21 protein-coding genes are annotated in these 24978 nt (G+C 63.8%); 8 read left to right on the top strand and 13 right to left on the bottom strand.

Annotated elements, in window-relative coordinates:
* Nucleotides 1-4: 4 nt before the first annotated feature.
* The 3 genes from TZ03_RS15075 to TZ03_RS15085 form a co-directional block, all read right to left on the bottom strand.
* Nucleotides 5-1216, bottom strand: a complete 1212-nt coding sequence (locus TZ03_RS15075; RefSeq protein WP_051098805.1) for a nitrate/nitrite transporter — start codon at nucleotides 1214-1216, stop codon at nucleotides 5-7.
* A gap of 204 nt (nucleotides 1217-1420) precedes the next feature.
* Nucleotides 1421-1996: an ANTAR domain-containing response regulator gene (locus TZ03_RS15080; RefSeq protein ID WP_051098806.1), complete on the bottom strand. Its 576-nt coding sequence runs from the start codon at nucleotides 1994-1996 to the stop codon at nucleotides 1421-1423.
* Between the two features lie 11 nt (nucleotides 1997-2007).
* The gene (locus TZ03_RS15085; protein ID WP_051098807.1) at nucleotides 2008-3222 is read right to left on the bottom strand and encodes a CmpA/NrtA family ABC transporter substrate-binding protein; all 1215 of its coding nucleotides are present in this window, start codon (nucleotides 3220-3222) and stop codon (nucleotides 2008-2010) included.
* A 282-nt stretch (nucleotides 3223-3504) separates the two neighbouring features.
* Between TZ03_RS15085 and TZ03_RS15090 the strand changes: the two genes are divergently transcribed.
* A complete protein-coding gene (locus TZ03_RS15090; RefSeq protein ID WP_051098808.1) occupies nucleotides 3505-4527 on the top strand; it encodes a quinone-dependent dihydroorotate dehydrogenase in 1023 nt (340 codons plus the stop codon).
* A 216-nt stretch (nucleotides 4528-4743) separates the two neighbouring features.
* Here the strand turns inward: TZ03_RS15090 and rmf are convergent, their stop codons facing one another.
* Nucleotides 4744-4959, bottom strand: a complete 216-nt coding sequence (gene rmf / locus TZ03_RS28830; protein ID WP_003248687.1) for a ribosome modulation factor — start codon at nucleotides 4957-4959, stop codon at nucleotides 4744-4746.
* A gap of 562 nt (nucleotides 4960-5521) precedes the next feature.
* Here rmf and rlmKL point away from each other — a divergent pair.
* Both rlmKL and TZ03_RS15100 read left to right on the top strand, forming a co-directional pair.
* The gene (gene rlmKL, locus TZ03_RS15095; RefSeq protein ID WP_051098809.1) at nucleotides 5522-7714 is read left to right on the top strand and encodes a bifunctional 23S rRNA (guanine(2069)-N(7))-methyltransferase RlmK/23S rRNA (guanine(2445)-N(2))-methyltransferase RlmL; all 2193 of its coding nucleotides are present in this window, start codon (nucleotides 5522-5524) and stop codon (nucleotides 7712-7714) included.
* Between the two features lie 94 nt (nucleotides 7715-7808).
* On the top strand, nucleotides 7809-10199 hold the full coding sequence (locus TZ03_RS15100; RefSeq protein WP_051098810.1) for a GGDEF domain-containing protein: 2391 nt from the start codon (nucleotides 7809-7811) through the stop codon (nucleotides 10197-10199).
* Nucleotides 10200-10383: 184 nt separating this feature from the next.
* On the opposite strand, the gene dacB is transcribed toward TZ03_RS15100, so the two are convergent.
* The 8 genes from dacB to TZ03_RS15140 all read right to left on the bottom strand — a co-directional run bounded on the left by dacB (nucleotide 10384) and on the right by TZ03_RS15140 (nucleotide 19407).
* Nucleotides 10384-11841, bottom strand: a complete 1458-nt coding sequence (dacB, locus tag TZ03_RS15105; protein WP_051098811.1) for a D-alanyl-D-alanine carboxypeptidase/D-alanyl-D-alanine-endopeptidase — start codon at nucleotides 11839-11841, stop codon at nucleotides 10384-10386.
* Between the two features lie 198 nt (nucleotides 11842-12039).
* Nucleotides 12040-12384, bottom strand: coding sequence for a YggL family protein (locus TZ03_RS15110; protein WP_051098812.1), 345 nt, complete (start codon nucleotides 12382-12384; stop codon nucleotides 12040-12042).
* 41 nt (nucleotides 12385-12425) lie between these two features.
* Nucleotides 12426-16052 carry an ATP-binding protein gene (locus TZ03_RS15115; protein WP_051098813.1) on the bottom strand — a complete coding sequence of 1209 codons (3627 nt, stop codon included), beginning with the start codon at nucleotides 16050-16052 and terminating at the stop codon, nucleotides 12426-12428.
* An 8-nt stretch (nucleotides 16053-16060) separates the two neighbouring features.
* Nucleotides 16061-16678: a response regulator transcription factor gene (locus tag TZ03_RS15120; RefSeq protein WP_051098814.1), complete on the bottom strand. Its 618-nt coding sequence runs from the start codon at nucleotides 16676-16678 to the stop codon at nucleotides 16061-16063.
* A 283-nt stretch (nucleotides 16679-16961) separates the two neighbouring features.
* Nucleotides 16962-18293 carry a deoxyguanosinetriphosphate triphosphohydrolase gene (locus TZ03_RS15125; protein WP_051098815.1) on the bottom strand — a complete coding sequence of 444 codons (1332 nt, stop codon included), beginning with the start codon at nucleotides 18291-18293 and terminating at the stop codon, nucleotides 16962-16964.
* Between the two features lie 89 nt (nucleotides 18294-18382).
* Nucleotides 18383-18712 (bottom strand): hypothetical protein, encoded by a 330-nt coding sequence (locus TZ03_RS15130; protein WP_051098816.1) that lies wholly within the window; start codon nucleotides 18710-18712, stop codon nucleotides 18383-18385.
* Nucleotides 18709-19083, bottom strand: coding sequence for a phage holin family protein (locus tag TZ03_RS15135; RefSeq protein WP_051098817.1), 375 nt, complete (start codon nucleotides 19081-19083; stop codon nucleotides 18709-18711). Before TZ03_RS15135 ends, TZ03_RS15130 begins: the two co-directional genes overlap by 4 nt.
* 9 nt (nucleotides 19084-19092) lie before the next feature.
* Nucleotides 19093-19407 (bottom strand): DUF883 family protein, encoded by a 315-nt coding sequence (locus TZ03_RS15140; RefSeq protein ID WP_051098818.1) that lies wholly within the window; start codon nucleotides 19405-19407, stop codon nucleotides 19093-19095.
* 313 nt (nucleotides 19408-19720) lie between these two features.
* Here TZ03_RS15140 and TZ03_RS15145 point away from each other — a divergent pair, with 313 nt between their 5' ends.
* From TZ03_RS15145 to TZ03_RS15165, 5 genes are all read left to right on the top strand, one after another.
* Nucleotides 19721-20929, top strand: coding sequence for an ammonium transporter (locus TZ03_RS15145; RefSeq protein ID WP_051098819.1), 1209 nt, complete (start codon nucleotides 19721-19723; stop codon nucleotides 20927-20929).
* A 73-nt stretch (nucleotides 20930-21002) separates the two neighbouring features.
* Nucleotides 21003-21242 (top strand): glutaredoxin family protein, encoded by a 240-nt coding sequence (locus TZ03_RS15150; RefSeq protein ID WP_051098820.1) that lies wholly within the window; start codon nucleotides 21003-21005, stop codon nucleotides 21240-21242.
* Nucleotides 21243-21350: 108 nt separating this feature from the next.
* Nucleotides 21351-21782: a D-Ala-D-Ala carboxypeptidase family metallohydrolase gene (locus TZ03_RS15155; RefSeq protein WP_051098821.1), complete on the top strand. Its 432-nt coding sequence runs from the start codon at nucleotides 21351-21353 to the stop codon at nucleotides 21780-21782.
* 65 nt (nucleotides 21783-21847) lie between these two features.
* Entirely contained in the window at nucleotides 21848-22156 is a 309-nt protein-coding gene (locus TZ03_RS15160; RefSeq protein WP_051098822.1) for a hypothetical protein, read from the top strand.
* A gap of 51 nt (nucleotides 22157-22207) precedes the next feature.
* Nucleotides 22208-23092: a pseudouridine synthase gene (locus TZ03_RS15165; RefSeq protein WP_051098823.1), complete on the top strand. Its 885-nt coding sequence runs from the start codon at nucleotides 22208-22210 to the stop codon at nucleotides 23090-23092.
* A 206-nt stretch (nucleotides 23093-23298) separates the two neighbouring features.
* Here TZ03_RS15165 and TZ03_RS15170 read toward each other — a convergent pair whose 3' ends face one another.
* Nucleotides 23299-24864 (bottom strand): methyl-accepting chemotaxis protein, encoded by a 1566-nt coding sequence (locus tag TZ03_RS15170; protein ID WP_051098824.1) that lies wholly within the window; start codon nucleotides 24862-24864, stop codon nucleotides 23299-23301.
* Nucleotides 24865-24978 lie beyond the last annotated feature (114 nt).

Below are 24978 nucleotides of genomic sequence, written 5' to 3' on the forward strand. Positions count from 1 at the left end.
TGCCTCAGACCCGCGCCGCGGTAACCGCCGCCGAGCCCCAGGTGGTGCGCCAGCGCTGTTTGACGCCATGCAGGCCGAACCAGGCCAGCAGGCCCAGGCTGGCGAACAGCCACAGCCCCAGCTGGTAGTCGCCGGTGTGCTGCTTGATAGTGCCAAGCCCGGCCGCCAGCAAGAAGCCGCCGATGCCGCCGGCCATGCCGATCAGCCCGGTCATCACGCCGATCTCCTGGCGGAAGCGCTGCGGTACCAGTTGGAACACCGCGCCATTGCCGGCACCGAGGCCGAGCATGGCACTGACGAACAGCGCCAGGGCGGCGGCCGCGCTGGGCAAGTTGAAGCCAACCGCAGCGATGCAGATGGCCGCCACGCTGTACATGCCCAGCAGGGTGCGGATGCCGCCAAAGCGGTCGGCCAGGGCGCCGCCGAGCGGGCGCATCAGGCTGCCGGCGAACACGCAGGCGGCGGTGTAGTAGCCGGCGGTGACCGGGCTCAGGCCGTACTGGTCATTGAAATAGCCGGGCAGGGCGCTGGCCAGGCCGATGAAGCCGCCGAAGGTGACGCTGTAGAAGAACATGAACCACCAGCTGTCACGGTCGCCCAGGGCCTTGAGGTAGTCGGCCATGGCTTTCGGCTTGGGCCGCTGCGGGGCATTGCGCGCCAGCAGGGCGAACACCACCAGGGCCAGTGACAATGGAATCAGCGCAAAGCCGAACACATTGTTCCAGCCAAAGCCTGCGGCCAGCGCCGGGGCCAGCAGGGCGGCGAATACCGTGCCGGAGTTGCCGGCGCCGGCGATGCCCATGGCCTTGCCCTGGTGCTGCGGCGGGTACCATTGCGAGGCCAGCGGCAGCGAGACGGCGAACGAGGCGCCGGCAAAGCCGAGGAACACGCCCAGCAGCAGCGCCTGTTCATAGCTGTGCACGCCCAGATGCCAAGCGGCCGCGAGGGCGACGATGACCACCACCTGGCCGATCAGGCCTGCGCTCTTGGGCGACAGGCGGTCGACCAGTACGCCCATGGCAAAGCGCAGGATCGCCCCGGCCAGAATCGGCGTGGCCACCATCAGGCCCCGTTGTTGTGCACTCAGTTGCAGGTCGGCGGCAATCTGCACCGCCAGCGGGCCCAGCAGGTACCAGACCATGAAGCTGAGGTCGAAGTACAGGAACGCGGCGAACAGCGTGGGCACATGCCCGGATTTCCAGAAGCTGGTACTCATCGAACACCTCACTCGGCAATGCAACGGAACGAAAAAGACGCCGCTACCCGCTCCACGGAGGTGGAGGGGAGAGCGACGTCTTTGTCGGGATTTAAGTGGGGCAACCGCCGTTGGCTACCGGTGCAATCACTTCAGCAAGAGCCGGGCCAACTCGGCTTATGAGGTGGCTAGGCTTTTGTGGGGGCCAGCTTTAGATTTTGAGCATCAGCCCAGCATCTCGTGCATGGCAATGATCTGCTCGGCCACCTGGATCAGCTTCTGCTGGCGGCTCATGGCCTGGCGGCGCATCAGGGTGTAGGCCTGTTCTTCGTTGCAGTCCTTCATTTTCATCAGCAAGCCCTTGGCCTGTTCGATGCGTTTGCGCTCGGCCAGTTGCTGGTCGCGGGCCAGCAGCTGTGCCTTCAGCGCCTGGTCACTTTCGAAGCGGGCCATGGCCACATCCAGGATCGGCCGTAGCCGCGCGGTATGGATGCCTTCGACGATATAGGCGCTGACCCCCGCCTGGATCGCCTGGCGCATCACCCCAGGGTCGTGCTCGTCGGTGAACAGCACGATGGGCCGCGGCTGGTCACGGCTGACCAGAACCACCTGTTCCATCACATCGCGGTCCGGTGAGTCGGTATCGATCAGTACCACGTCCGGGCGCACCGTTTCGACGCAGGCGGGCAGGTCGATGGTCAGGCCTGGAGCTTCGGTGACCTCGAAGCCGGCCTCGCTCAACGCCGCCTTGAGGCGGCCAAGTTTGTTCTGTGTGTCGTCGATCAGCAGGATGCGCAACATGTTCGTCCCTCTCACACACCGGCCCGGGCATCGGGCAGGTCGCCCAGGGCATGCAGGCTGAAGCTGCGGGCATAACCGTAGGGGTCGCTGCCATCCCAGCGGCTGCCGTCGATCAGCAAGCTGCTGCGCATCGGCAGCGAAGGGCAGGCTACGCCCAGGCTTCGTGCCGCTTCGCTGTACAGCGCCAGTTGCTGTACCTGGCGGGCCACGCCGAGGTAGTCAGGGTCTTCACGCAGCAGGCCCCAGCGGCGGAACTGGGTCATGAACCACATGCCATCGGACAGGTATGGCAGGTTGGCCCGGCCGTGGTCGAACAGGCGCAGGGCATGCGGGTCTTGCCAGTGGTTGCCCAGGCCATCCTGGTAGCTGCCGAGCAGGCGCGGCTCAATGCTGTCCAGCGGGGTGTTCAGGTAGGCGCTGGCGCTGAGCAGTTGCGCGGTGCTGCGGCGGTTTTCCGCGCTTTGCTCGATGAACCTGCTGGCGGCGAGGACCGCCTTGATCAGGGCGCGTGCGCTGTTGGGGTACTGTTCGGCGAAGGCGCGGGCGCAGGCCAGGACCTTTTCCGGGTGGTCCGGCCAGACCGACTGGCTGGTGGCCAGGGTAAAGCCTTGCCCCTTGGCCACCGCGTCGGCGGCCCAGGGTTCGCCCACGCAAAAGCCGTCGATGCGGCCGGCCTGGATGTGCGCGGCCATCTGCGCCGGCGGCACCACCACGCTGTCGACGTCGCGCAGCGGGTGGATGCCCTGGCTGGCCAGCCAGTAATACAGCCACATGGCGTGGGTGCCGGTGGGGAAGGTCTGGGCAAAGGTCAACCGTGCGCCATGCTGGTGCACCAGGCGTGCCAGTGCTTCAGGGTTGGTCACGCCCTTGCGCTGCAGGGCGGGGGACAGGTTGATGGCCTGGGCGTTCTGGTTCAGCCCCATGAGCACGGCCATGTCGCTGGCCGGGACGCCACCGATGCCCAGGTGTACGGCGTAGACAAGGCCATACAGGCAGTGCGCGGCATCCAGTTCGCCACTGACCAGCTTGTCGCGCAACCCGGCCCAGGAGCCCTGGCGCTTGAGGTTGAGGCTAAGGCCGTGCTGCTGGGCGAAGCCCTGGGTGGCCGCGACCACCACCGAGGCGCAATCGGTCAGGGCCATGTAGCCGATATTCAGGCTGGGTTTCTCGGGCGCGTCGCTGCCGTTGACCCAGGCCAGGGGCGTTGCTCGGGGTACAGTGTTCACAAGGTTCCTCGCCCGTACTGATAAGGCTGTGGGCTATAGCGGTGCAACCCATGTGCCATCTGGCAGGGGGCACTGTGGAGTAACTGTCTTGTGCTCGCCTGCACTGGCCTCATCGCCGGCAAGCCAGCTCCCACAGGTACGGCGCATGTTTCAGCCCCTGTGGTGTACCTGTGGGAGCCGGCTTGCCGGCGATGAGGCCAGTGGCAGCCCCACGATTTGCTGTCCTGCCAGCCCCGGGCTGGCTATAATCGCCCCCTCACTCACCCTGAGCCTTGCCCGCCCATGTATACCCTGGCCCGCCAGCTGCTGTTCAAGCTTTCCCCGGAAACCTCCCACGACCTGTCCTTGGACCTGATCGGCGCCGGTGGCCGTCTTGGCCTCAACGGCATGCTGTGCAAGCAGCCAGCGGCGTTGCCGGTCACGGTCATGGGCTTGAACTTCGCCAACCCGGTGGGCCTGGCTGCCGGCCTGGACAAGAATGGCGCGGCCATCGACGGTTTCGCCCAGCTCGGCTTCGGCTTCGTCGAGATCGGTACCGTCACCCCGCGCCCGCAGCCTGGCAACCCCAAGCCACGGTTGTTCCGCCTGCCGGAGGCCACGGCCATCATCAACCGCATGGGCTTCAACAACCTGGGTGTCGATCACCTGCTCGGCCGTGTGCGTGCGGCGCGCTACAACGGCGTGCTGGGCATCAATATCGGCAAGAACTTCGACACCCCGGTCGAGCGCGCCGTCGACGATTACCTGATCTGCCTGGACAAGGTGTACACCGACGCCAGCTACATCACTGTCAACGTCAGCTCGCCGAACACCCCGGGCCTGCGCAGCCTGCAGTTCGGTGATTCGCTCAAGCAGTTGCTCGATGCCTTGGCCGAGCGCCGCGAGCAGTTGGCCGGCACCCATGGCAAGCGCGTGCCGCTGGCGATCAAGATCGCGCCGGACATGAGCGATGAAGAAACCGCACTGGTGGCGGTCGCGCTGATGGAGTCGGGCATGGATGCGGTGATCGCCACCAACACCACGCTGGGCCGTGAGGGTGTGGAAGGGCTGCCTTTCGGCGGCGAGGCGGGCGGCCTGTCGGGTGCGCCGGTGCTGGAGAAGAGCACCCACATCGTCAAGGTGCTGGCGGCTGAGTTGGGCGGCAAGTTGCCGATCATTGCCGCCGGTGGCATTACCGAAGGCCGGCATGCCGCCGAAAAGATCGCTGCCGGGGCGAGCCTGGTGCAGATTTACTCGGGCTTCATTTATAAGGGGCCGGCGCTGATTCGCGAAGCGGTGGATGCTATCGCTGCGATGCCGCGGTAAACCTGACAGGGCCATTCGCGGGTAAACCCGCTCCTACAGGGACCACGTAGGTCTTGAGAGCAGTGGGGTACCTGTAGGAGCGGGCTTGCCCGCGAAGAGGCCGATACAGTCGATGAGGTTTGCCAAGGCAAAAAAAGGGCCCCATCAAGGGGCCCCTGGGCCTTCGCCCGCCGCCCGGATGGGGCGTGCATGGTGAATCGAATTCAGTGTCCTCGCTCAGCCAACGGCGTGATTTTCGTTGAGTCTATGGATGCCAGCGGTGCCAGTCATTCCGTCCCAGTTATCACCGCGACCTTCGCGCCAGCCGTTGATCCAGGCTTGGCGAACAGAAGGAAGATTGAAGGGGCAAAGTTCGCGGGATTTGCCGGTGACCCCGTATTGGTAACCACGTGAATATGCTCTTTCCAACGGATCACGCTTAAGTCTTCTCATAGGGTGTTGCCCTCACTTGTTGACTGTAATGTCCCGTCGGCCTCTCCGAGGCCGGGCAGAGTCTTTCTGCCGGTGTGCGCTCGCTGCCGGCGTGGCGAGCTGAAAGTGCCGCCTCGTTGCGAAGCGGCCTGAGACCAGTTCTATCGAATGCGAGTCACGGTGTGAATGATCGATTTGTCATAAGCACGTAACCTTTCCAAGGGTGAGGGGATAAGTAAATAAATGCGACTCAACCTTGTTTAGCGTTGAGCCCGCTATGATCAGGGTTTGCCGATCATTGACGTCATTTCGCCAGCGCTGTTCGCGGATGACAGAATTAATTTGAAATGCGACGAAGGGTCACAGAAGGCCCTGCTATCGCCAGAATTTTTCGTACTGCCTGATGATCTAAGCTGTCTTTGCCACTGGGCCAAGCGCAGATCGGTCAGGCGGCCCGGCCTTTCGCGGCACGTTTGTGTGCCGGGAAGGGCCACCCGCACGCCTGCTGGAAAGGTATGCGGGCAAACATCGCGGGGCGATGCGTCGCCCCGTCAGTCAAATAGCCCAAGGCGCTGGATTACTCATGTCGGACCGTTTCGAACTTTACCTCACTTGCCCCAAAGGCCTGGAAGGCCTGCTCGCCGAAGAGGCTCGTGGCCTCGGCCTGGATGAGGTGCGCGAGCACACCTCGGCCATTCGCGGCGCTGCCGACATGGAAACCGCCTACCGCCTGTGCCTGTGGTCACGCCTGGCCAACCGGGTGCTGCTGGTGCTCAAGCGCTTCTCCATGAAGAACGCCGATGACCTTTACGACGGCGTGCACGCGGTCGACTGGGCCGACCATCTGGCGGCCGATGGCACCTTGGCGGTAGAGTTCAGCGGCCATGGCTCGGGCATCGACAACACCCACTTCGGTGCCTTGAAGGTCAAGGATGCGATCGTCGACAAGCTGCGCAACCGTGAAGGCCTGCGCCCTTCGGTGGAAAAGATCGACCCTGACGTGCGTGTGCACCTGCGCCTGGACCGTGGCGAGGCGATCCTCTCCCTCGACCTTTCCGGGCACAGCCTGCACCAGCGTGGCTACCGCCTGCAGCAAGGCGCCGCGCCGCTGAAGGAAAACCTGGCGGCGGCGGTGCTGATCCGCGCTGGCTGGCCGCGCATTGCTGCCGAAGGTGGCGCGCTGGCCGACCCGATGTGCGGTGTGGGTACCTTCCTGGTCGAAGCGGCGATGATCGCCGCCGATATCGCGCCCAACCTCAAGCGTGAGCGCTGGGGCTTCAGCGCCTGGCTCGGCCATGTGCCGGCGCTGTGGCGCAAGGTGCATGACCAGGCGCAGGCACGGGCCCAGGCCGGCCTGGCCAAGCCACCGCTGTGGATTCGTGGCTATGAGGCCGACCCGCGGCTGATCCAGCCGGGCCGCAACAACGTCGAGCGTGCCGGCCTGGGTGACTGGGTGAAGATCTATCAGGGTGAAGTCAGCACGTTCGAGCCACGCCCGGACCAGAACCAGAAAGGCCTGGTCATCAGCAACCCGCCCTACGGCGAGCGCCTGGGGGACGAGGCCAGCCTGCTGTACCTCTACCAGAATCTTGGCGAGCGCCTGCGCCAGGCCTGTATGGGTTGGGAAGCGGCGGTGTTCACCGGTGCGCCACAGCTGGGCAAGCGCATGGGCATTCGCAGCCACAAGCAGTACGCGTTCTGGAACGGCGCATTGCCATGCAAGTTGCTGCTGTTCAAGGTGCTGCCCGACCAGTTCGTCACCGGCGAGCGCCGCGAAGCGCAGGCTGACGGCGAGCAAATCCGGCAGCAGGCGCCGGTGGCCAGCGAACCGGCGCGCCTGTCGGAAGGGGCGCAGATGTTTGCCAACCGCCTGCAGAAAAACCTCAAGCAACTGGGCAAGTGGGCCCGTCGCGAGCATATCGACTGCTACCGCCTGTATGATGCCGACATGCCCGAGTACGCCCTGGCAGTCGACCTGTACCAGGACTGGGTGCACGTGCAGGAGTATGCCGCGCCACGTTCGGTCGACCCGGACAAGGCCCAGGCACGTCTGCTCGATGCGCTGGCGGCCATCCCGCAGGCACTGGGCATTGCTCCGCAGCGGGTGGTGCTCAAGCGTCGCGAGCGGCAGAGCGGCACGCGCCAGTACGAGCGCCAGGCTACCGAGGGCCGCTTCCAGGAGGTCAGCGAAGGTGGCGTCAAGCTGCTGGTCAACCTCACCGACTACCTCGACACCGGCCTGTTCCTCGACCACCGGCCGATGCGCATGCGCATCCAGCGCGAGGCGGCCGGCAAACGCTTCCTCAACCTGTTCTGCTACACCGCCACCGCCACCGTGCACGCGGCCAAGGGCGGTGCACGCAGCACCACCAGCGTCGACCTGTCGAAAACCTACCTGGACTGGGCGCGGCGCAACCTGGCGCTCAATGGCTTCTCCGAGCGCAACCGCCTGGAGCAAGGTGATGTAATGGCCTGGCTGGAGGGCAACCGCGACAGCTACGAGCTGATCTTCATCGACCCGCCAACCTTCTCCAACTCCAAGCGCATGGAAGGCGTGTTCGACGTGCAGCGCGACCACGTGCAGCTACTGGACCTGGCAATGGCCCGCCTGGCGCCGGGCGGCGTGCTGTACTTCTCCAACAACTTCCGCAAGTTCCAGTTGGACGAGCACCTGATGGCCCGTTACGCGGTTGAGGAAATCACCGCCCAGACCCTGGACCCGGACTTTGCCCGCAACAACCGCATTCACCGGGCGTGGCGCCTGCAATTGCGTTGAGCCGACGAGGTACATTGCGCGGCTAATGGCCAATAGCTATAACTGAGGGCAGGGCAAGATAATCCGCAGGACGCTGACGTGACGAGATGGGTGTATGTCAAAGGGTGGCGTGCGTGTGCGGTTATTCGGCCTGTGCACGGAGACCGTGTCCGCCTGGGCGGTGGCACTGGTGGCCTTGGTGGCGGGCGGCCTGTTGACGGCCGCCTTGGCAATTGCCGCGCAGACGTTCTACAAGCAGCAGTTGCGCCAGCGCTTCGAGTTGCTGGCCAGCGAACGCTTCAGCCGTATTGCCGAGCGCTTTGATGCACAGCAGCAGCGCCTGGACGGGCTGCGGCGGTTCTTCAGTTTCTCCGACGAAGTTACCGCGCGCGAGTTCGACGGTTATGCCCGGCCGTTGCTGAACCGCACCCTGGCCTACGCCTGGGCGCCGCGTGTCGAGGCTGCGCAACGTACCGAGTTCGAGCGCCTGGCCAGTGAACAGTCAGGCCAGGCCTATGTGATCCGTGACCAGGATGCTCAGGGCCAATGGCTCCCCGCACCGCCGCGCGACCATTACTTCCCGGTGCTCTATACCCAGTCGGGCGAGTTGCCCAGGCTGCCCTATGGGCTGGATGTCGCCGGCCAGGGCGTGCCCCAGGCAGCCTTGGCCCGGGCACTGGGGCCGGGCAGTATGGCGGTGTCCGAGCCACTGCCCATGTTCGATACCACCTCGGTTGCGCGTGGCTTACTGATGGTGGCGCCGGTGTTTTCCGATGCCAATCCCCACGGTGCGGCAGTGGGCTATGTAATGGCCTTGCTGAGCATGCGTGAGCTGGTCAGTGACGGGCGGCCGGTGGCGCCCGACGACAACTTGGTCGTGCGCATCGATGACCCGTCCGGGCTGTACGGGCCCGAAGTGATGTTCGAGTCGCAGAACCTGGTTGCGCCCTTGTCGCTGGCCAGCAACCAGCTGCTGCACCTGGCTGACCATCACTTCCAGGTGAATATCCGGCCAAGCCTTGCCTTCGTGCAGGCTAACCGTTCCTCGGCGGTGCTGGCGGTCGTCCTGCTGGGTGGGTTGCTGAGCCTGCTGCTGAGCGCCTTGCTCTACAGCCTGTTCAGCCAGCGTCAGCGCGCCTTGGCCCTGGTCGAGCAGCGCACGACCGAGTTGCGAGTCAGCGAGCAGTCCCTGCGTGGCACTCACAATCAACTGCGCAGTGTGCTGGATGCCGCGACACAGGTCGCTATCATCGCCACCAACCTCAAGGGCGTGGTCAGTACCTTCAACGCCGGTGCCGAGCGCATGCTCGGCTACCCGGCCAGCGAGGCGATCGGCCAACTGCGCTTGGAAGACCTGGTACTGCCCGAGGAGTTGAGCCTGCGCGCCCACGCCTTGAGCCTGCGCTTCGGGCGGCCCATTGCCGGTGGCCAGGCCATGTTTGCCGAAACCGTGCAGGAGCATGGCGCAGAACCTGGGGAATGGACCTTGTTGCGCGCCGATGGCAGCCAGCTGGTGGCCAATATGCTGGTCACCGCCATGCTCGATGAGCAAGGGTTGTGGGTTGGCTACCTGGCGATTTGCATCGATGTCACGGAACGGCGCCGGGTACATGAGGCCCTGGCGGCACGTGACCGGCTGCTGGAGAAACTCAGCGCCGAGGTGCCGGGTGGTATCTACCAGTACCGCCTGGATGCCAACGGCCATTCGTGCTTTCCGTATGCCAGCATGGGCCTGTACGACATCTACGAAGTCGACTTGCAGCAGTTGCGCGAGGATGCCTCGGTGGTGTTCGAGCGTATCCACCCCGATGACCTGGACCGTGTGCGCCGTTCGGTGCGTTATTCGGCCGAGCACCTGACACCCTGGCGCGAGGAGTACCGTGTATGCCTGCCGCGTGCGGGGTTGCGCTGGGTGCGTGGCGAGGCGACACCGGAGGTAGGGGAGCAGTGCTGTACCCTGTGGCATGGCTACCTGACGGATATCTCCGACCTCAAGGGGGTGGAGGAAGAGTTGCGGGCGCTGTCGGTGACCGACTCGCTGACCGGTATCCATAACCGCCGTTACTTCCAGGAGCGGCTCAAGATCGAACTGGAGCGGGCCCAGCGCGATGGCCTGGCGTTGGCCGTGATCATGCTCGATATCGATCACTTCAAACGCATCAACGACCGCTTCGGCCATGCCGTGGGCGACCGGGTGTTGCGTAGCCTGTGCCAGCGTATCAGCCAGCGCCTGCGGCGTACCGATGTGTTCTGCCGGCTGGGCGGCGAGGAGTTCATGGTGCTGTGCCCGGGCAGCGATGCCGAGCAGGCGCGGCTGCTGGCGCTGGAGCTGTGGCAAGGGGTGCGTAACGTGCCAGTGGAGGGTGTAGGGAAGGTGACCGCGAGTTTTGGTGTGGCGGGGTGGCGGCCGGGGGAGGGCGCGGATGCCTTGCTGTTGCGCGCGGATGCGGGGGTGTATGCCGCCAAGCAGGCCGGGCGGGACCGGGTGGAAGGGGAGTCGGCCTGATAGCTGCTCTTCAGTCAGGCGCTGTTCTTTTGTGGGAGTAACTGTCTTGCTCAAAATCTGAGGGCTTGCTCAATCTTTGTGGGAGCGGGCATGCCCGCGAACACCGGCAAAGCCGGTGCCGCACACCGCGTCGCCTATTTCGCGGGCACGCCCGCTCCCACATGGACCTGGACCAGGCCTTGAATCAGTTAGCCGCTGTACTGTTGGCCAGCTTCGGCTGGCGGTACAGCTCCAGCAACACCTGGTCCAGTACCTGCGAGGCCCCCCACGGTCTTGGGTCGTTGAGGATCGCTGCCACAGCCCAGGTATTGCCGTTGCTGTCACGGCTGAAGCCGGCAATCGCCCGCACGGTGTTCAGCGTGCCGGTCTTGATGTGCCCTTCGCCGGTCATGGCCGTGCGCTTGAGGCGTTTGCGCATGGTGCCGTCCATGCCAACCAGTGGCATCGAACTCATGAACTCGGCAGCGTAGGGGCTGCGCCAGGCTGCCTGCAGCATCGCGGCCATTTCCCGGGTGCTGACCCGCTCGGCACGCGACAGGCCAGAGCCGTTTTCCATCACCAGGTGCGGTGCGGTAATGCCCTTTTTCGCCAGCCACTGGCGCACCACGCGCTGGGCGGCGCGGGCATCATCGCCATCGGCATCGGTGCGGAACTGCGCGCCAAGGCTCAGGAACAGCTGCTGGGCCATGGTGTTGTTGCTGTACTTGTTGATGTCGCGGATCACTTCCACCAGGTCTGGCGAGAAGGCGCGGGCCAGCAGGCGAGCACCCTTGGGCACGTTCTCGATGCGGTCGCCGCCTTGGATACTGCCACCCAGTTCGTTCCAGATCGCGCGCACGGCACCGGCGGCGTAGGTCGGGTGGTCGAGCAGCGACAGGTAGGTCTGCGAGTTGCAGCCGTCACCCAGCTGGCCGCTGACCGTTACACTGATGCCATTGGCCTGGGGCACCGGGTTGTAGCGAACATCACCCGAGCACTGCTTGCTGGCCAGTGCCTTGACCTGATTGTCGATGCGGATGTTGGCAATCGGCGGCTCGACCGCGATGGTGACCTTGCCGCCATCGTTGCGGGCCACGAAGCGCAGGGCCTTGAGGTTGACCAGCAGTGAGTCGGGCTTGACCAGGAATGGCTTGTTCTCATCGCCGCCGTCATCGTTGAACTGCGGCACGTTGGGCTGCACGAAGTGGCTGCGGTCCAGCACCAGGTCGCCGGTGATGGTGCGCACGCCATTGGCGCGCAGGTCACGCATCAGCAGCCACAGCTTTTCCATGTTCAGTTTCGGGTCGCCGCCACCTTTAAGGTACAGGTTACCGTTGAGCACGCCGTTGCTCAGGGTACCGTCGGTGTAGAACTCGGTTTTCCACTGGAAGGTCGGGCCAAGCAGTTCGAGGGCGGCGTAGGTGGTGACCAGTTTCATGGTCGAGGCCGGGTTCACCGAGACATCGGCATTGAACATGGTCGGCGTGCCGGGGCCGTTCAGCGGCAGCATCACCAGCGACAGCGCCGAGTCTTGCAGCTTGTTGGCCTTGAGTGCCTGCTGCACTTTGGCAGGCAGGGTGGTATTGACAGCGGCGGCCTGGCTGGGCAAGGCGAGTGGCAACAGCAGGCCGGCGAGAACGAGGGGACGAAGCGTTTTGATCATAGTGAGCAAATACCCTGCAGCGAGGGAAAAGGGCATTGGGGCTGTAAGAGATGGTGGCCCCGGCGAAAGAATACACATTATGCCCCAAGCGCAGCGACGATGCGCCACGTTCGACGGAAAGCACACCTGTGAAAAACTACCCTCAATAAAAAAGGCCACCCGCAAGGGTGGCCTTTCAGCGATCGCGCCAGGCCGGTATCACTCAGCCTTGTTGATCGGCTTTTCCGGGTACCAGGCGTCCAGCAGCGGGCTGACTTCGATCTTGGTCAGTTCGCTGCGGCCCTTGAGCCAGGCTTCAACGGCTGCACGCTGTTCTTCGCTGACCGAGCCGCGCTTGACCGAGCACACCAGGCCGAAATCGTCACCGCCTACATAGTCCAGGCCGTTGGCGTCCATGGCTTCTTCCAGGAACGCGTCGAGGAAAGCATCGATTGCCTGGTCATCCAGATCATCCTTGAATTCCAGGTTCAGCTCGAAGCCCAATTCCTGAAACTCGTCGACACACAGCTTCTTGCGCAGACGACGGGAGCGGTTTGTGGCCATGAAACAATCCTCTTAGGTAATAACGCCGCGCAGTCTACCAGTTAACACGCCTGGCTGCCTGCCTGAGTGCAGGTCCCTGTAGCCAGTTCCTTGGCCAGGGCACGTTCTACACGGCACATGTGCCGTGCCAGTGCCTGGCGCCGCAGGCGCAACCGAGTTGTCGTCAAGCCGCTGGCCTCCAGGGCTTCGCAGGCCGCCATCAGGTCGGGGGCTTCCAGCATGCGTGCCGCGCTGAGGACCTTGTGGGCCTGCTCGGCGATTGCGCCGGTATCGTGCTCTGGATCCAGCGCCATCAAGGTGGCCAGGTCTGCCTGCAGGCTCTGTTGCAAGGCATGCAGGAAGCGCTGGCGGTCGTTCGGGTCATGCCCGACCACCGCGGCCAGGCCGTCCAGGTGGTACAGCTTGCGCCGGCGTTTTTGCTGGCGGCGCGGATGGATGCCGGCCAGGCGCTGGCTGAGGGTACTCAGGCTGATAGGCTTGAGCAGGCAGTCGTCCATGCCGGCGCTCAGGCACTTGCGGCGTACTTCTGGCTGCGCGTTGGCGGTGTAGCCGAGAATGGTGCAGCGTGGCCGCTTGCCATGGCGTTCTTCAGTGCGTACTGCGGTCGCCAGTTGGTAGCCATTCATGTGCGGCATGTTGCAGTCGAGCACCAGCACGTCGAAGTCGCCCGCCCGCCAGGTGGCCAGGCCTTCACGGCCGTCGCGGGCGCTGGCGTGCTCCAGGCCCAGGTAGCCAAGCTGCTGCGCCATCAGTTGCAGGTTGGCCGGGTGGTCGTCGATCACCAGCACGTTCAGCCGTGGGTCGGGCACGTCGACGTTCTCGATCAGCGGGGCCGCCTGCGCCGCGGCGTCAACCCGCTGCAGTGGCATCTTCAGGCGCACTTGGGTGCCGACATCCTCCAGGCTCTTGATGCTCAGGCTGCCGCCCATCATTTCGCACAGGTTGCGACAGATGGCCAGGCCCAGCCCGGTACCCGCGCGGGCGCCCTGGCTATGTGGGTTGGCCTGGATGAACGGGTTGAACAGGCGTTGCAGGTCGTCGGCGTGGATACCGATGCCACTGTCGCGCACTTCCAGTTCCAGCACGGCGGGGGTGGTGGTGCCGTCTTCCACCAGGTCGACGCAGATGCGCACTTGGCCATGCTCGGTGAACTTGATGGCGTTGCTCACCAGGTTGGACAGCACCTGTTTGAAACGCAGAGGATCGAGCAGTGCATGGCAGCGCGCGGCCGGCGCGATCATCACCTCCAGGGCCAGGCCTTTCTGCCGCGCCTGGCCCTCGAAAATGCGCCCTACCGATTCGATCAGCGCTGCCAGGTCGACCGCCTCTGGCGCCAGGGTCAGGTGCCCGGACTCGATGCGCACGATGTCGAGGATATCGCCGATCAGGCCCAGCAGGTCCTTGGCCGAATGGTGGGCCAGTTCCAGCGCGCAGCGGTCCACTTGGCCTTGGTCGGCGCGCTTGACTGCCAATTCGAGCATGCCGATCACTGCATTCATCGGGGTGCGGATTTCATGGCTGATGGTGGCCAGGAATGTGCTTTTGGCGCGGTTGGCATCGTCGGCCTGCTGCTTGGCCAGGCGCAATTCCATGACCAGTTGGCGGCGATCGCTGATGTCGATCCAGCCGCCGGTGATGCCCTGAACTTCACCCAGCGAATCGCGATACGGGAGAATCCAGTGGTAGATGGTCAGTTCCCGTCCCTTGATCCGCAGCGGCCGGTCCATGATCAGCGGCGAACCTTCGGCCATGACCTTCAGGTAATCGGCCTGGATCTGGCGGGCCTGCTCGCAATCGGCGAACAGGCTGCCCTCCAGCTGCTTGCCAATGATCTCTTCGGAACGGGCTTGCACCGCTTCCAGGTAGCTGTAGTTGCAGCTTTGCAGGCGGCCCTCGCGGTCGCGCACGTACATGGGGTGGGGAGTGCCGTTGAGCAGGGCACGCATGAACGCCAGTTGGTCGTTCAGGGCGCGTTCGGCGCGTTGGCGTTGACGAATCTGCAGGCGCAGGCGGGCGTTCCAGAGCAAGGCCAGCAGCAGAAGCACGGCAGTGCCCAGTACTACCTGCACCGCCAGCCGGCGGTAGCCCTGGCCATTGCCATCGTCGTGCAGGGTGTAGCCGCGCCAGCGGTTATTGATCACCCCCAGTTCTTCCGGCGAGATGCTTAGCAGCGCCTTGTCGAGGATCGACACCAGCGCTTGTGACGGGGCGCTGGTGGCCATGGCGAAATTGGCGGGTTCGCTGCCGACTGTGGTGCGGATGACCAGGTCAGGGTTGCCCGCCAGGGCATGATTGGCGTCGATCAGGGTGGTGATCACCGCATCGACGGCGCCGCTGTTGAGCAACGCCATGGAATAGAACGGGCTTTCGGTCTCGACCCAGCCTATCTGCGGATAATGCCGGGACAGCATCGCGTCCATGGCGCTGTAGCGGGTAATGGCGATGCGATGCCCCTGCAGCTGCTCCAGCGAGTCCAATGCGCCCTTGTCCTTGCGGTTGACCAGCACATAGGTGCTTTCCAGGTAGGGGCGGCTGATTTGCAGGTCGCCTTCGGCCAACCCATCGATGGCCAACGCCGCGATGACATCTGCGCGACCATCCTTGAGGCGGGCGATCATGTCAGCGATGCCGCTGGCGCGCTGTACTTCGAAACGCAAACCGGTGCGCAGACGAATAAGCTCCAGCAGGTCGGCGGTGATGCCACGAAAATGCCCCGAGCCATCGAAATAGGATACCGGTGCAGCTGTGTCGTCGACTGCCACGCGCATCACCGGGTGATGCCGCAACCATTGCTCCTCGGCATCCGTCAGCTGCAGCTTGCGGTCTGTCAGCAGCAGGTCGCTGCCGGCGCTCCAGCGTTTGAAGATACTGGCGCGTATGGCCGGGGGCTGGCTGTCCAGGATGCTGTTGACCAACCCCATCAGCAGTGTGTCCTGCTGGCGCAGGGCAAAACCGAAGCCGATGGCTTCGTGCTTGCCGAAATTGGCCATGCGCAGGTGTGGCAGGTGGCCGCGGTTGAGTTGGTAGTGAGTGGAGATGGTGTCGCCGATGAATACGTCGGCCTGGCCGAAAGCCACGGCGTTCAGGGCCTGGCTGGAAGAGCCGAAGGCCAGCAGATCGGCATTGGGGTAGGCACTGTGCACCTCTTGCTTGGGCAAGTAGTGGTAGAGCATGCCCAGGCGCATGCCGCTGAGGTCCATGTCCAGCGCTCGGCTTTCGTCTTCACGCGTTACCAGCACCGGTTGGTCGATGGCATAAGGGTGCGACAGCGCCAGGCCGCCGCTGGTCGCCTCATAGCCGTTGGCGCTGCCAAGCAGGTCGATATCTCCGTGCTTGAGCGCCTCTACCGCCGCCTGCCGGCTGGAAAAACGCAGCACCCGCACCGGCAACTGCAGGGCCTTGCCGAGCAGGCTGGCGTATTCGGCGGTAAGGCCCTGGTAGTCGCGCCCGCCACTGGTGATGTCGAAGGGTGGGTAGTCCGGTGCCGAGGTACCCAGCACCAGTTCCTGGCGGCTGTCCAGCCATTGCCGTTGCTCGGCGGTGAGCTTTGGCTGGACAGGCCTGGCCGTTGACCGTGCCAGCAACGTATAGGACGAGGCCTCCTGGGCCTGTGCCACGCCGCTGAACAGAAGGAGGGCGAGCAGCAGGCGAGTGATGTGATGCGCCATGACCACCCTCAGACCAGCGCGTTGCGTTTGGCCATTTCGATCAGGTCGACCAGCGTGCCGACCTGCAGCTTATGCATTAAGCGCTTCTTGTAGGTACTGACAGTCTTGCTGCTGAGGAACATGCCCTTGGCAATTTCCTTGTTGCTTCGGCCTTGGGCGAAGAGTTGCAGCACCATCAGTTCGCGGTCATTCACCTGGCGGAAAAGTTGCAGGTCGGTATCTATGATCTGGTTGTGCTTTATTGCCTGGCTGGGGAAATAGTTGTAACCGGCCAGTACGGCTTTGATTGCACTGAGTAGTTCGCTCAGGTCTTCCTGCTTGCACACGTAGCCCGCAGCACCCGAGTGCATGCAGCGCGTGGCAAACAATGCGGGGGACTGGGCGGTCAATACCAGAACCTTCAAGGGCAGGGCCATGGCCTGAAAGCGGGCAAGCACCTCCAGCCCGTCTAGCTTTGGGATGCTGATGTCGAGGATGACCAGGTCGGGGTTGGTCTCGCGAATCATCTGCATGGCGTCCACGCCGTTGTCCGATTCGCCGACAATCTTGTAGTTCTGGTTTTCCAGCAACATACGCACGGCCAGGCGGATGACGGGATGGTCGTCGACAATAAATATGGATTGCATGTTCAACTTCCCTGCGGGCGATTGAGGATGACGGGTGGCACCTTATCGCAGTTGGAAGTCGTCAGGCGTGCGAGGAAGGGCTATTAGCCCTATATGGGAAACGGCTTACAAGAGAAAACAAAACAGGCTACGAAATGCGCGTGTTTAACTCGATGTCAAAGCGTGTTTGGTAAATTTTCATTTGTTTTTATTCGTGCTGTTTAGTCTGTCGCCTGTATATGTAGGAAGTTTCCTGCAATGACCGGTGCAGCGCCGGGCTATGCCCAGCCTGCACCGGTGCGGTTCAGGTCGGGCTGGAGCGCCCAGTCATTTCGCGGGCCATTTCGCTGGCATAGCTGTCGGTCATCCCGGCGATGAAGTCGATCATGCGCAGGAAGGCGCTGTGCAGCGAGCCGTGCGGGTCCGGGGCATTGTTACCGATCAGGTCGAGCACTCGGCGGCTCTTGAACGATGGCGTGCGCCCGCCGTGCTGTTCGAGGGCGGCGCCACAGAAGGTATTCAGCAGAATTTCCAGGGTGGTATAGGCGCCGATTTCGTGCAGGGTCTTGCGCTTGTCCTGGAAGATCTTGTTGCGTGCCATGTCCTTGGCCTGCAGCACGCAGCGCTTGGCCGGGCCGTGCATGTGCTCGACCAGGTCGCCAGGCAGTTGCCCGGCCAGCAAGGCCTGCTGCTGCTCGACGAAGGCGCGGGCGGCGGCGTTGGTCAGGTGTTCGATGGCCTTGCCGCGCAGTATCGCCAGCTTGCGCCGCCGGGAGTCGCATGGGCCGAGCTGGCGGTAGGTTTCAGGCAGGTCGTCGCCGACCAGGTCGAGCAGCAGTGCTTCGACTTCGGCGTATTGCAGCAACTCCATTTCCAGCCCGTCTTCCAGGTCGATCAGCGCGTAGCAGATGTCATCCGCCGCTTCCATCAGGTAGACCAGCGGGTGGCGCGCCCAGCGCTGATGTTCCAGTTGCGGCAGGCCGAGCTTGCGGGCGATCTGCTCGAGCAGGGGCAGTTCGCTCTGGTAACTGCCGAACTTGTGTTTCTTGTAGCCCAGGGCGTCGGCATGGCGTGCGCTCCAGGGGTACTTCAGATAGGTGCCGAGGGTGGCGTAGGTCAGCCGGGTACCGCCGTCGAACTGGTGGTACTCCAGTTGGGTGAGCACGCGAAAGCCTTGGGCGTTGCCTTCGAAGTTGAGGAAGTCGGCCCGCTCGTCGTCGTTCATGTCGTCCAGCCAGCCACGCCCGGCAGCCTGCTGGAACCAGTGGCGGATGGCATCTTCGCCGGAGTGGCCGAACGGCGGGTTGCCAATGTCGTGGGCCAGGCAGGCTGATTGCACGATCATCCCTAGGTCGCTGGGAGCGCACCAGTCCGGGAGGCTGTCGCGCAGGGTTTCGCCGACGCGCATGCCCAGCGAACGGCCGACGCAGCTGACTTCCAGCGAGTGGGTCAGGCGCGTGTGGATATGGTCGTTGCTGGAAACCGGGTGCACTTGGGTCTTGCGCCCGAGGCGGCGGAAGGCGCCGGAGAAGATGATGCGGTCGTGGTCCTTGTGAAAAGGGCTGCGCCCGAGTTCATCGGCGCTGTACAGGGCTTTGCCCAGGCGTTCGCGGGTGAGCAGGGTGTGCCAGTCCAAGGCGCGGTCTCCTGTGGATCGAAGAGTATAGCTTCCAGTGTCGTCTGCATCTGCGCAAGGGGCAGGTCGACACCGCTCCCACAGAGATATCAGGGGCGGCGCGAGCCTTGCAGGTACAGGCGCACCAGCGGCAGCAGGCTGGTGCCCAACCGTACCAGGCGCGTCAGGTTACCGCTGCGCACGCCTTTACCGGTGAGAAAGCCCAGCGCTACCACGGCGCCGATCCCCCACAACGGTGCATACTTGATCCCCAGCCCGCCCTGCAGCGAACTGCCCATGCCACGCACGCGGCGCAGCGGTTCCAGCAGTTGCCCGGACTCATGGCGGATTTCCTGGCGGTGCATTTCCATGCGCAGGCGCAGCAGCGCCTTGCGCAGTTCGCGCGGGTTACGCGTGTTTGGCAGTTCTGGCAGGCTCATGGCAACAGGCGCTCCCGGTCCTTGGCGAGTTCTTCGAGGGTGGCGCCGAAGGGCGACGACTCGTCGAACACCGCCGCCTTCAAACGCAGCCCGCAGTACAACGCGGCGATGCCGTAGAACACGCACAGGCCGATGATGCCGGCTAGGCGGTAGCTGTCCCACAGCAGCACTAGCAGTAGCCCGGACAGCGCCGTCAGCAGCAGCAGGGCGAACACCAGGGCCAGGCCGGCGAACAGCAGCAGGCTCAGGGTGCGCCCCTTCTGCTCCTGCAATTCGATGCCGAACAGTTCGATATGGCTGTGCAGCAGCCCCAGCGCGGCGGCGCCCAGGCGCTTGCCCGAAGCGCTGGCGCCGTTGGCGTCATTATCCATGGGAACCCCTTAGCGCCGGTTGGCCAGCAGGCCGATCAATAGCCCGACGCCGGCCGCGATGCCGATCGCCTGCCAGGGATTCTCCTGCACGTACTGCTCGGCGCCGCCCAACGCTGCCTGGCCGCGTTCGCGCACCGAGTCCTGGGTCAGCTGCAAGGTTTCGCGGGCCTGCGCCAGGCGCTCGTGGATCTGCTCACGCAACTCGTCCGCCTGGTCGCCGGCCAGGTTGGCAGTGTCGGCCAGCAGCTTCTCGGTGTCGCGGACCAAGGCCTGGAAGTCAGCCATCAATATCTCTTGTGCAGTCTTTGCCGATTTGCTGGCCATGGGTCTCTCCCTGTCGATGAGTGTTGGTAGTTCGAGTGATAGCACGCGCAGAAGGTTCAAGTGCCAACGCTGGTATGGGCCTTGCTAAGCCTTTGCCACGTTGCGGGGCGCCACCGCTGGGCATTGCGCCGATTCGGGGCGCCAGCGCAGCGGGTACCGATAAACCTTAACCCAATCCACGACAAACCCAAGAAAAAACCACGCAGGCTCCGCCCGGCTCACCGAAACAGGGCAGGGGGCTGGCACCGATTCGGTGCAAGGATGCAGGTTCTTGAACTGTCCTGGTGCCTTTTTCAGCAGGTCTGCCTATTTCATGGAAAACATGCACAGCGCGATGGACTCCCTGGTCCACGGTTCCAACACCTTGTTCATTCTCATGGGCGCCATCCTGGTGCTGGCCATGCATGCCGGCTTCGCCTTTCTCGAAGTGGGCACGGTGCGCCACAAGAACCAGGTCAACGCCTTGTCGAAGATCCTCAGCGATTTCGCCATCTCGGCGCTGGTGTACTTCTTCATCGGCTACTGGATCGCCTACGGGGTCAATTTCTTCCAGCCAGCGGCGGAGCTGGCTGCCGACCATGGCTACGCGCTGGTCAAGTGTTTCTTCCTGCTGACCTTCGCCGCGGCGATCCCTGCGATCGTCTCCGGGGGCATTGCCGAGCGGGCGCGCTTCGTGCCGCAGTTGTGTGCCACGGCGTTGATCGTGGCGTTCATCTACCCGTTCTTCGAGGGCGTGGTGTGGAACGGCAACCTGGGCCTGCAGGCCTGGTTGCAGGCACGTTTCGGCGCGCCGTTCCATGACTTCGCCGGCTCGGTGGTGGTGCATGCCATGGGTGGCTGGCTGGCACTGGCGGCGGTACTGTTGCTGGGCGCGCGTCGCGGGCGTTACCGCGATGGCCGGCTGGTGGCGTTTGCGCCGTCGAGCATTCCCTTCCTGGCGCTGGGGTCGTGGATCCTGATCATCGGCTGGTTCGGTTTCAACGTCATGAGTGCGCAGACCCTGCAGGGCGTCAGCGGCCTGGTGGCGATCAACTCGCTGATGGCCATGGTCGGTGGCACCCTGTCAGCCTTGCTGGCCGGGCGTAACGACCCGGGCTTCCTGCATAACGGGCCGTTGGCCGGGCTGGTGGCCATTTGCGCCGGTTCCGACCTGATGCACCCGATTGGCGCGCTGGCCACTGGCTTGGTGGCGGGTGCGTTGTTCGTCTGGACCTTCACCGCCGCGCAGAACCGCTGGAAGATCGATGACGTGCTGGGTGTATGGCCACTGCATGGTCTGTGTGGGGTATGGGGTGGCATTGCCTGCGGCGTGTTCGGTCAGGCGGCCCTGGGCGGCATGGGTGGCGTCAGCCTGGTCAGCCAGTTGCTGGGCAGCCTGATGGGTGTGCTGGTGGCATTGGCTGGCGGCTTTGCCGTCTACGGTGCGATTCGAGCGTTGCATGGCCTGCGCTTGAGCCATGAGCAGGAGTTCCAGGGCGCGGACCTGTCGCTGCACCGTATCGGCGCCACCAGCCAGGATTGAGCCAGGTCAGGTGCACGGAAGGCAGGACGGACCTAGAATAGGCTTTTCTCTCTGCCAAACCGGGACTTGCCCCATGCTGCCTGAATGCCAACTGTTCGGCACCCTCGGCTGCCACCTGTGCGAAGTGGCCGAGGCGGTGCTGATGCCCTTCGTCGATCATGGCCTGCTGGTGGAACTGGTCGATATCGCCGAGAGCGAGCCCTTGTTCGAGCGTTATGGCCTGATCATTCCGGTACTGCGACGCTGCGACAATGGCGCCGAGCTGCACTGGCCGTTCGATGCCGAGCAGGTGGTGGCGTTCCTTGGGCAATGATGGCATCAGAGGAGTTTCAACCCTGCTCCATGGCGAGTGATGCGCGCTGATGATCAGGTGCCGGTGCACTGCTGCCGGTCTCCTTCTCCATCATCGGGATACCTCGCCATGTTGATCACGCCACATTTCACGTTCGATGAAATGACCGTTTCCCAGCTCGCCGCCAGGGACGGCTTCGATAACACACCGCCCCCCGAAGCCCGGGCCAACCTGCAATTGCTGTGTTGTGCGCTCGAACAGGTGCGTGCACTGTTCGACGTGCCAATTATCGTCAGCAGCGGTTATCGCAGTGAGAAGGTCAATCGGTTGATTGGCGGCGTCTCTAATAGCCAGCATGTTCAAGGGTTGGCGGCAGACTTCACGGTGATCGAAGTCTGCCCGCGTGAAACCGTGCGCCGGATCAGCGAAAGTGCCGTGCCCTTCGATCAACTTATCCTGGAGTTCGACAGCTGGGTGCACCTGTCCGTGACGCACGGCGCGCCTCGGCGGCAGGTGCTGACCATCCGCAAAGGCACCGGCTACCTGCCGGGGCTGCAATGAAGCGCATTGACGGCGGCAAGGGGATGTTCGTATGCTGTACATAAATACAGTATCGAGGTGAATCCATGCTCAACGTCGAGCAACTCAAGTACAGCGTCAATCGCATGCCCGTCGAGCGGGTGGCTGACGCCGTTCTGGAACTGCGCCTCGAGGGCCTGGTGACCGAAGACCGTACGCCGTTCGGCAAGGTCCACTTCAATACCTGTTTCGCCGAGATCGAAGCCTTGTTCCAGCGTGCCGGCTACCATCGCGGGCTGGATGTGGTGGGCTACCAGGGTTTGCTGTATGCCCTCTACGACCCAGGCCGCTGGGAGCCTGTGCAGGTGCTGCGCTGGCTGAAGGAGCGCAGCGAGGCGATGAGCCAGGCTGGTTGAGGGCGCGGGCTTGGGGGATAATGCACGGCCGTGAATGTTTCGAGCCTTGCCATGACCGCGCCTTTCGACCCCGCCCGCCAGCAAGCCAGTACGGTGTGCCTGCCACCCGGTAACTGGGCGACGGTGCTTGATTGCCTGTGTGACCATTTCAAGGCCATCGGCCGGGCCCAGTGGCTCGACCGCTTTGCCCGTGGCCGGGTGCTGGATGCCGAGGGGCGCGCGGTTTCGGCCGGGTTGCCTTACAAGCGTGGCATGCGTTTGCACTACTTCCGCGAAGTGCCGAACGAACGGCCGATCCCAGTGCAGGAGGCAGTGCTGCATGTGGATGAGCACCTGGTGGTGGCCGACAAGCCGCATTTCCTGCCGGTCACGCCGACCGGTGAATATGTCGAGCAGACCTTGCTGCGCCGCCTGATCCGCCGCCTGGGCAATCCACATCTGGTGCCGTTGCACCGCATCGACCGGCATACCGCCGGGCTTGTGCTGTTCTCCGCCAACCCGCACACCCGCAGTGCCTACCAGCGCCTGTTCCCCGAGCGGCGTATCGACAAGCGTTACCAGGCCATTGCCGCAGCCATGCCGCAGCATGACTTTCCGCTGGTGCACAAAAGCCGCCTGGTGCATGGCGAGCCGTTTTTCCGCATGCATGAGGTGGCAGGGGAGGACAACAGCGAAACCCTGGCCGAAGTGCTGGAGAAGAACGGTGAGCTGTGGCGCTACGGGTTGTCACCGGTAACCGGCAAGACCCATCAGTTGCGTGTGCACATGGCGGCCTTGGGGGCAGGGATCTGCAATGACCCGTTCTATCCGCAGTTGCTCAAGGAAGAGGATGACTATCAGCGGCCGTTGAAATTGCTGGCGCAGAGCTTGCGTTTCAAGGACCCGTTGAGCGGCGAAGAGCGCTATTTCGAGAGCCGTCTTTGCCTGGACTGGTAACGCAGGTAGTCGGGCTTTTACAGTCCTTGTGGGGCCGCTGGTATCGCTGGGGCTGCTGCGCAGCCCTATCGCGACACAAGGCCGCTCCCACGGCACAGCGTTAACTCGAAGCCAGCACCGTACCTGTGGGAGCTGGCTTGCCGGCGATGAGGCCAGTCCAGGCAATACAAGACAGGTGCTCCCACAGGGAAAGTGTGTGCCAGGCCTTAGCGGTTGAACCGCTCCACCAGCGAGTACTGGCTTCCCGCCGTGCTGGTCAGTTCTTCGCTGAGCAGTGCCGAGTGCTGGGCCTGTTCGGCGGTCTGGTCGGCCAGCTCGGCGATGGTGCTGATATTACGGCTGATCTCGTCGGCCACCGCAGTCTGTTCCTCGGTCGCCGCGGCAATCTGGGTGGCCATGTCGGTAATGTTGGCCACCGCTTCGCTGATCCCCACCAGTGCCTCGTCGGCCTGCATCACGCGGTCGACGCCTTCCTGCGCCTGGCGGTGGCCGGTTTCCATGGTCAGCACGGCATTGCTGGCGGTTTGTTGCAGCTTGGCGATCAGGCCATGGATCTGCCCGGTGGACTCGGCGGTGCGTTGGGCCAACTGGCGTACTTCGTCAGCCACCACGGCAAAGCCACGGCCCATCTCACCAGCACGCGCCGCTTCGATGGCTGCGTTCAGCGCCAACAGGTTGGTCTGGTCGGCAATGCCCTTGATCACGTCCACCACGCCGCCAATCTCGTCACTGTCCTTGGCCAACTGCGTGACCGTCTGGCCGGTCTCGCCCACCGCCGCCGACAGGCGCTCAATGGCCTCGCGGGTTTCCCCGGCAATCTGCCGGCCCTGGCTGGTCAGGCGGTTGGCTTCCTGGGTTGCGTCGGCTGTGCGCTGCACGTGGTTGGCCACTTCCTGGGTGGTGGCGGCCATCTGGTTGACCGCGGCAGCGACCTGCTCGGTTTCTACCCGCTGGCGCTCCAGCCCCGAGGAACTCTTGTGCGCCAGGGCGTCGGACTGGCGCGCCTGTTCGCTGAGGTGTTCGGCGCTGTCCTGCAGGCGGGTCAGGCAGGTTTTCATGCGTGCGTCCTGGCTGAGCATGGCCATTTCCAGGCGCGCCTGCACGCCGCGGCTATCGGTGAACATCTGCGCGATCAGCGGGTCGGAGGTGGTCTGCTCGGCCAGGCGCAGCAGGCGCTTGAGGCCGCGCTGCTGCCAGCTCAGGCCGAGCAGGCCGAGGGGTACGGAAAGCCCGGCGGCCAGGGCGAAGCCCCAGGAATGGCCAAGCCAGTTGCCGATCAGGAAGCCCACCTGGCTGATCAGGATGAACGGCAGCCAGTCTTGCAGCACCGGCAGCCACTTGTCCCGGCGCGGTACCGGCGGTTTGCCCTGGTTGATGCGCTGGTACAACGCCTCGGCGCGGCGTATCTGCTCGGCGCTGGGCTTGACCCGCACCGACTCGAAGCCGACTACCTGGTTGTTGTCGAAAACTGGCGTGACATAGGCGTTGACCCAGTAGTGGTCGCCGGACTTGCAGCGGTTCTTGACGATGCCCATCCACGGCTGGCCCTGCTTGAGGGTTTGCCACATGTGGGCAAACACAGCAGGCGGTACGTCGGGGTGGCGTACCAGGTTGTGCGGCGCGCCAGTCAGCTCCTCGCGGGTGAAACCGCTGATTTCGATGAAGGCATCGTTGCAGTAGGTGATCACCCCTTTGGCATTGGTGGTGGAGATCAACCGCTGCTGGGCAGGGAAAGTCCGTTCTCGCTGGGTAATCGGCTGGTTGTTACGCATGGGTTGATAGTCCGCAGGGCTTTCGATAGGTATCGGCAAGCCACTGGTTTTATTGAATGGATATTTAATATGCTTGATCTGTGGCAATGAGCCATTACTCGATTTGGAGTAGTC

Source organism: Pseudomonas sp. 10-1B (assembly GCF_000935045.1).
Taxonomy (GTDB): domain Bacteria; phylum Pseudomonadota; class Gammaproteobacteria; order Pseudomonadales; family Pseudomonadaceae; genus Aquipseudomonas.

Coding starts and splice junctions, on each gene's coding strand:
- TZ03_RS15075 (WP_051098805.1), bottom strand. CDS start 1,216: ATGAGTACCAGCTTCTGGAAATCCGGGCATGTGCCCACGCTGTTCGCC.
- TZ03_RS15080 (WP_051098806.1), bottom strand. CDS start 1,996: ATGTTGCGCATCCTGCTGATCGACGACACACAGAACAAACTTGGCCGC.
- TZ03_RS15090 (WP_051098808.1), top strand. CDS start 3,505: ATGTATACCCTGGCCCGCCAGCTGCTGTTCAAGCTTTCCCCGGAAACC.
- rmf (WP_003248687.1), bottom strand. CDS start 4,959: ATGAGAAGACTTAAGCGTGATCCGTTGGAAAGAGCATATTCACGTGGT.
- rlmKL (WP_051098809.1), top strand. CDS start 5,522: ATGTCGGACCGTTTCGAACTTTACCTCACTTGCCCCAAAGGCCTGGAA.
- TZ03_RS15100 (WP_051098810.1), top strand. CDS start 7,809: ATGTCAAAGGGTGGCGTGCGTGTGCGGTTATTCGGCCTGTGCACGGAG.
- dacB (WP_051098811.1), bottom strand. CDS start 11,841: ATGATCAAAACGCTTCGTCCCCTCGTTCTCGCCGGCCTGCTGTTGCCA.
- TZ03_RS15110 (WP_051098812.1), bottom strand. CDS start 12,384: ATGGCCACAAACCGCTCCCGTCGTCTGCGCAAGAAGCTGTGTGTCGAC.
- TZ03_RS15115 (WP_051098813.1), bottom strand. CDS start 16,052: ATGGCGCATCACATCACTCGCCTGCTGCTCGCCCTCCTTCTGTTCAGC.
- TZ03_RS15120 (WP_051098814.1), bottom strand. CDS start 16,678: ATGCAATCCATATTTATTGTCGACGACCATCCCGTCATCCGCCTGGCC.
- TZ03_RS15130 (WP_051098816.1), bottom strand. CDS start 18,712: ATGAGCCTGCCAGAACTGCCAAACACGCGTAACCCGCGCGAACTGCGC.
- TZ03_RS15135 (WP_051098817.1), bottom strand. CDS start 19,083: ATGGATAATGACGCCAACGGCGCCAGCGCTTCGGGCAAGCGCCTGGGC.
- TZ03_RS15140 (WP_051098818.1), bottom strand. CDS start 19,407: ATGGCCAGCAAATCGGCAAAGACTGCACAAGAGATATTGATGGCTGAC.
- TZ03_RS15145 (WP_051098819.1), top strand. CDS start 19,721: ATGGAAAACATGCACAGCGCGATGGACTCCCTGGTCCACGGTTCCAAC.
- TZ03_RS15150 (WP_051098820.1), top strand. CDS start 21,003: ATGCTGCCTGAATGCCAACTGTTCGGCACCCTCGGCTGCCACCTGTGC.
- TZ03_RS15155 (WP_051098821.1), top strand. CDS start 21,351: ATGTTGATCACGCCACATTTCACGTTCGATGAAATGACCGTTTCCCAG.
- TZ03_RS15160 (WP_051098822.1), top strand. CDS start 21,848: ATGCTCAACGTCGAGCAACTCAAGTACAGCGTCAATCGCATGCCCGTC.
- TZ03_RS15165 (WP_051098823.1), top strand. CDS start 22,208: ATGACCGCGCCTTTCGACCCCGCCCGCCAGCAAGCCAGTACGGTGTGC.
- TZ03_RS15170 (WP_051098824.1), bottom strand. CDS start 24,864: ATGCGTAACAACCAGCCGATTACCCAGCGAGAACGGACTTTCCCTGCC.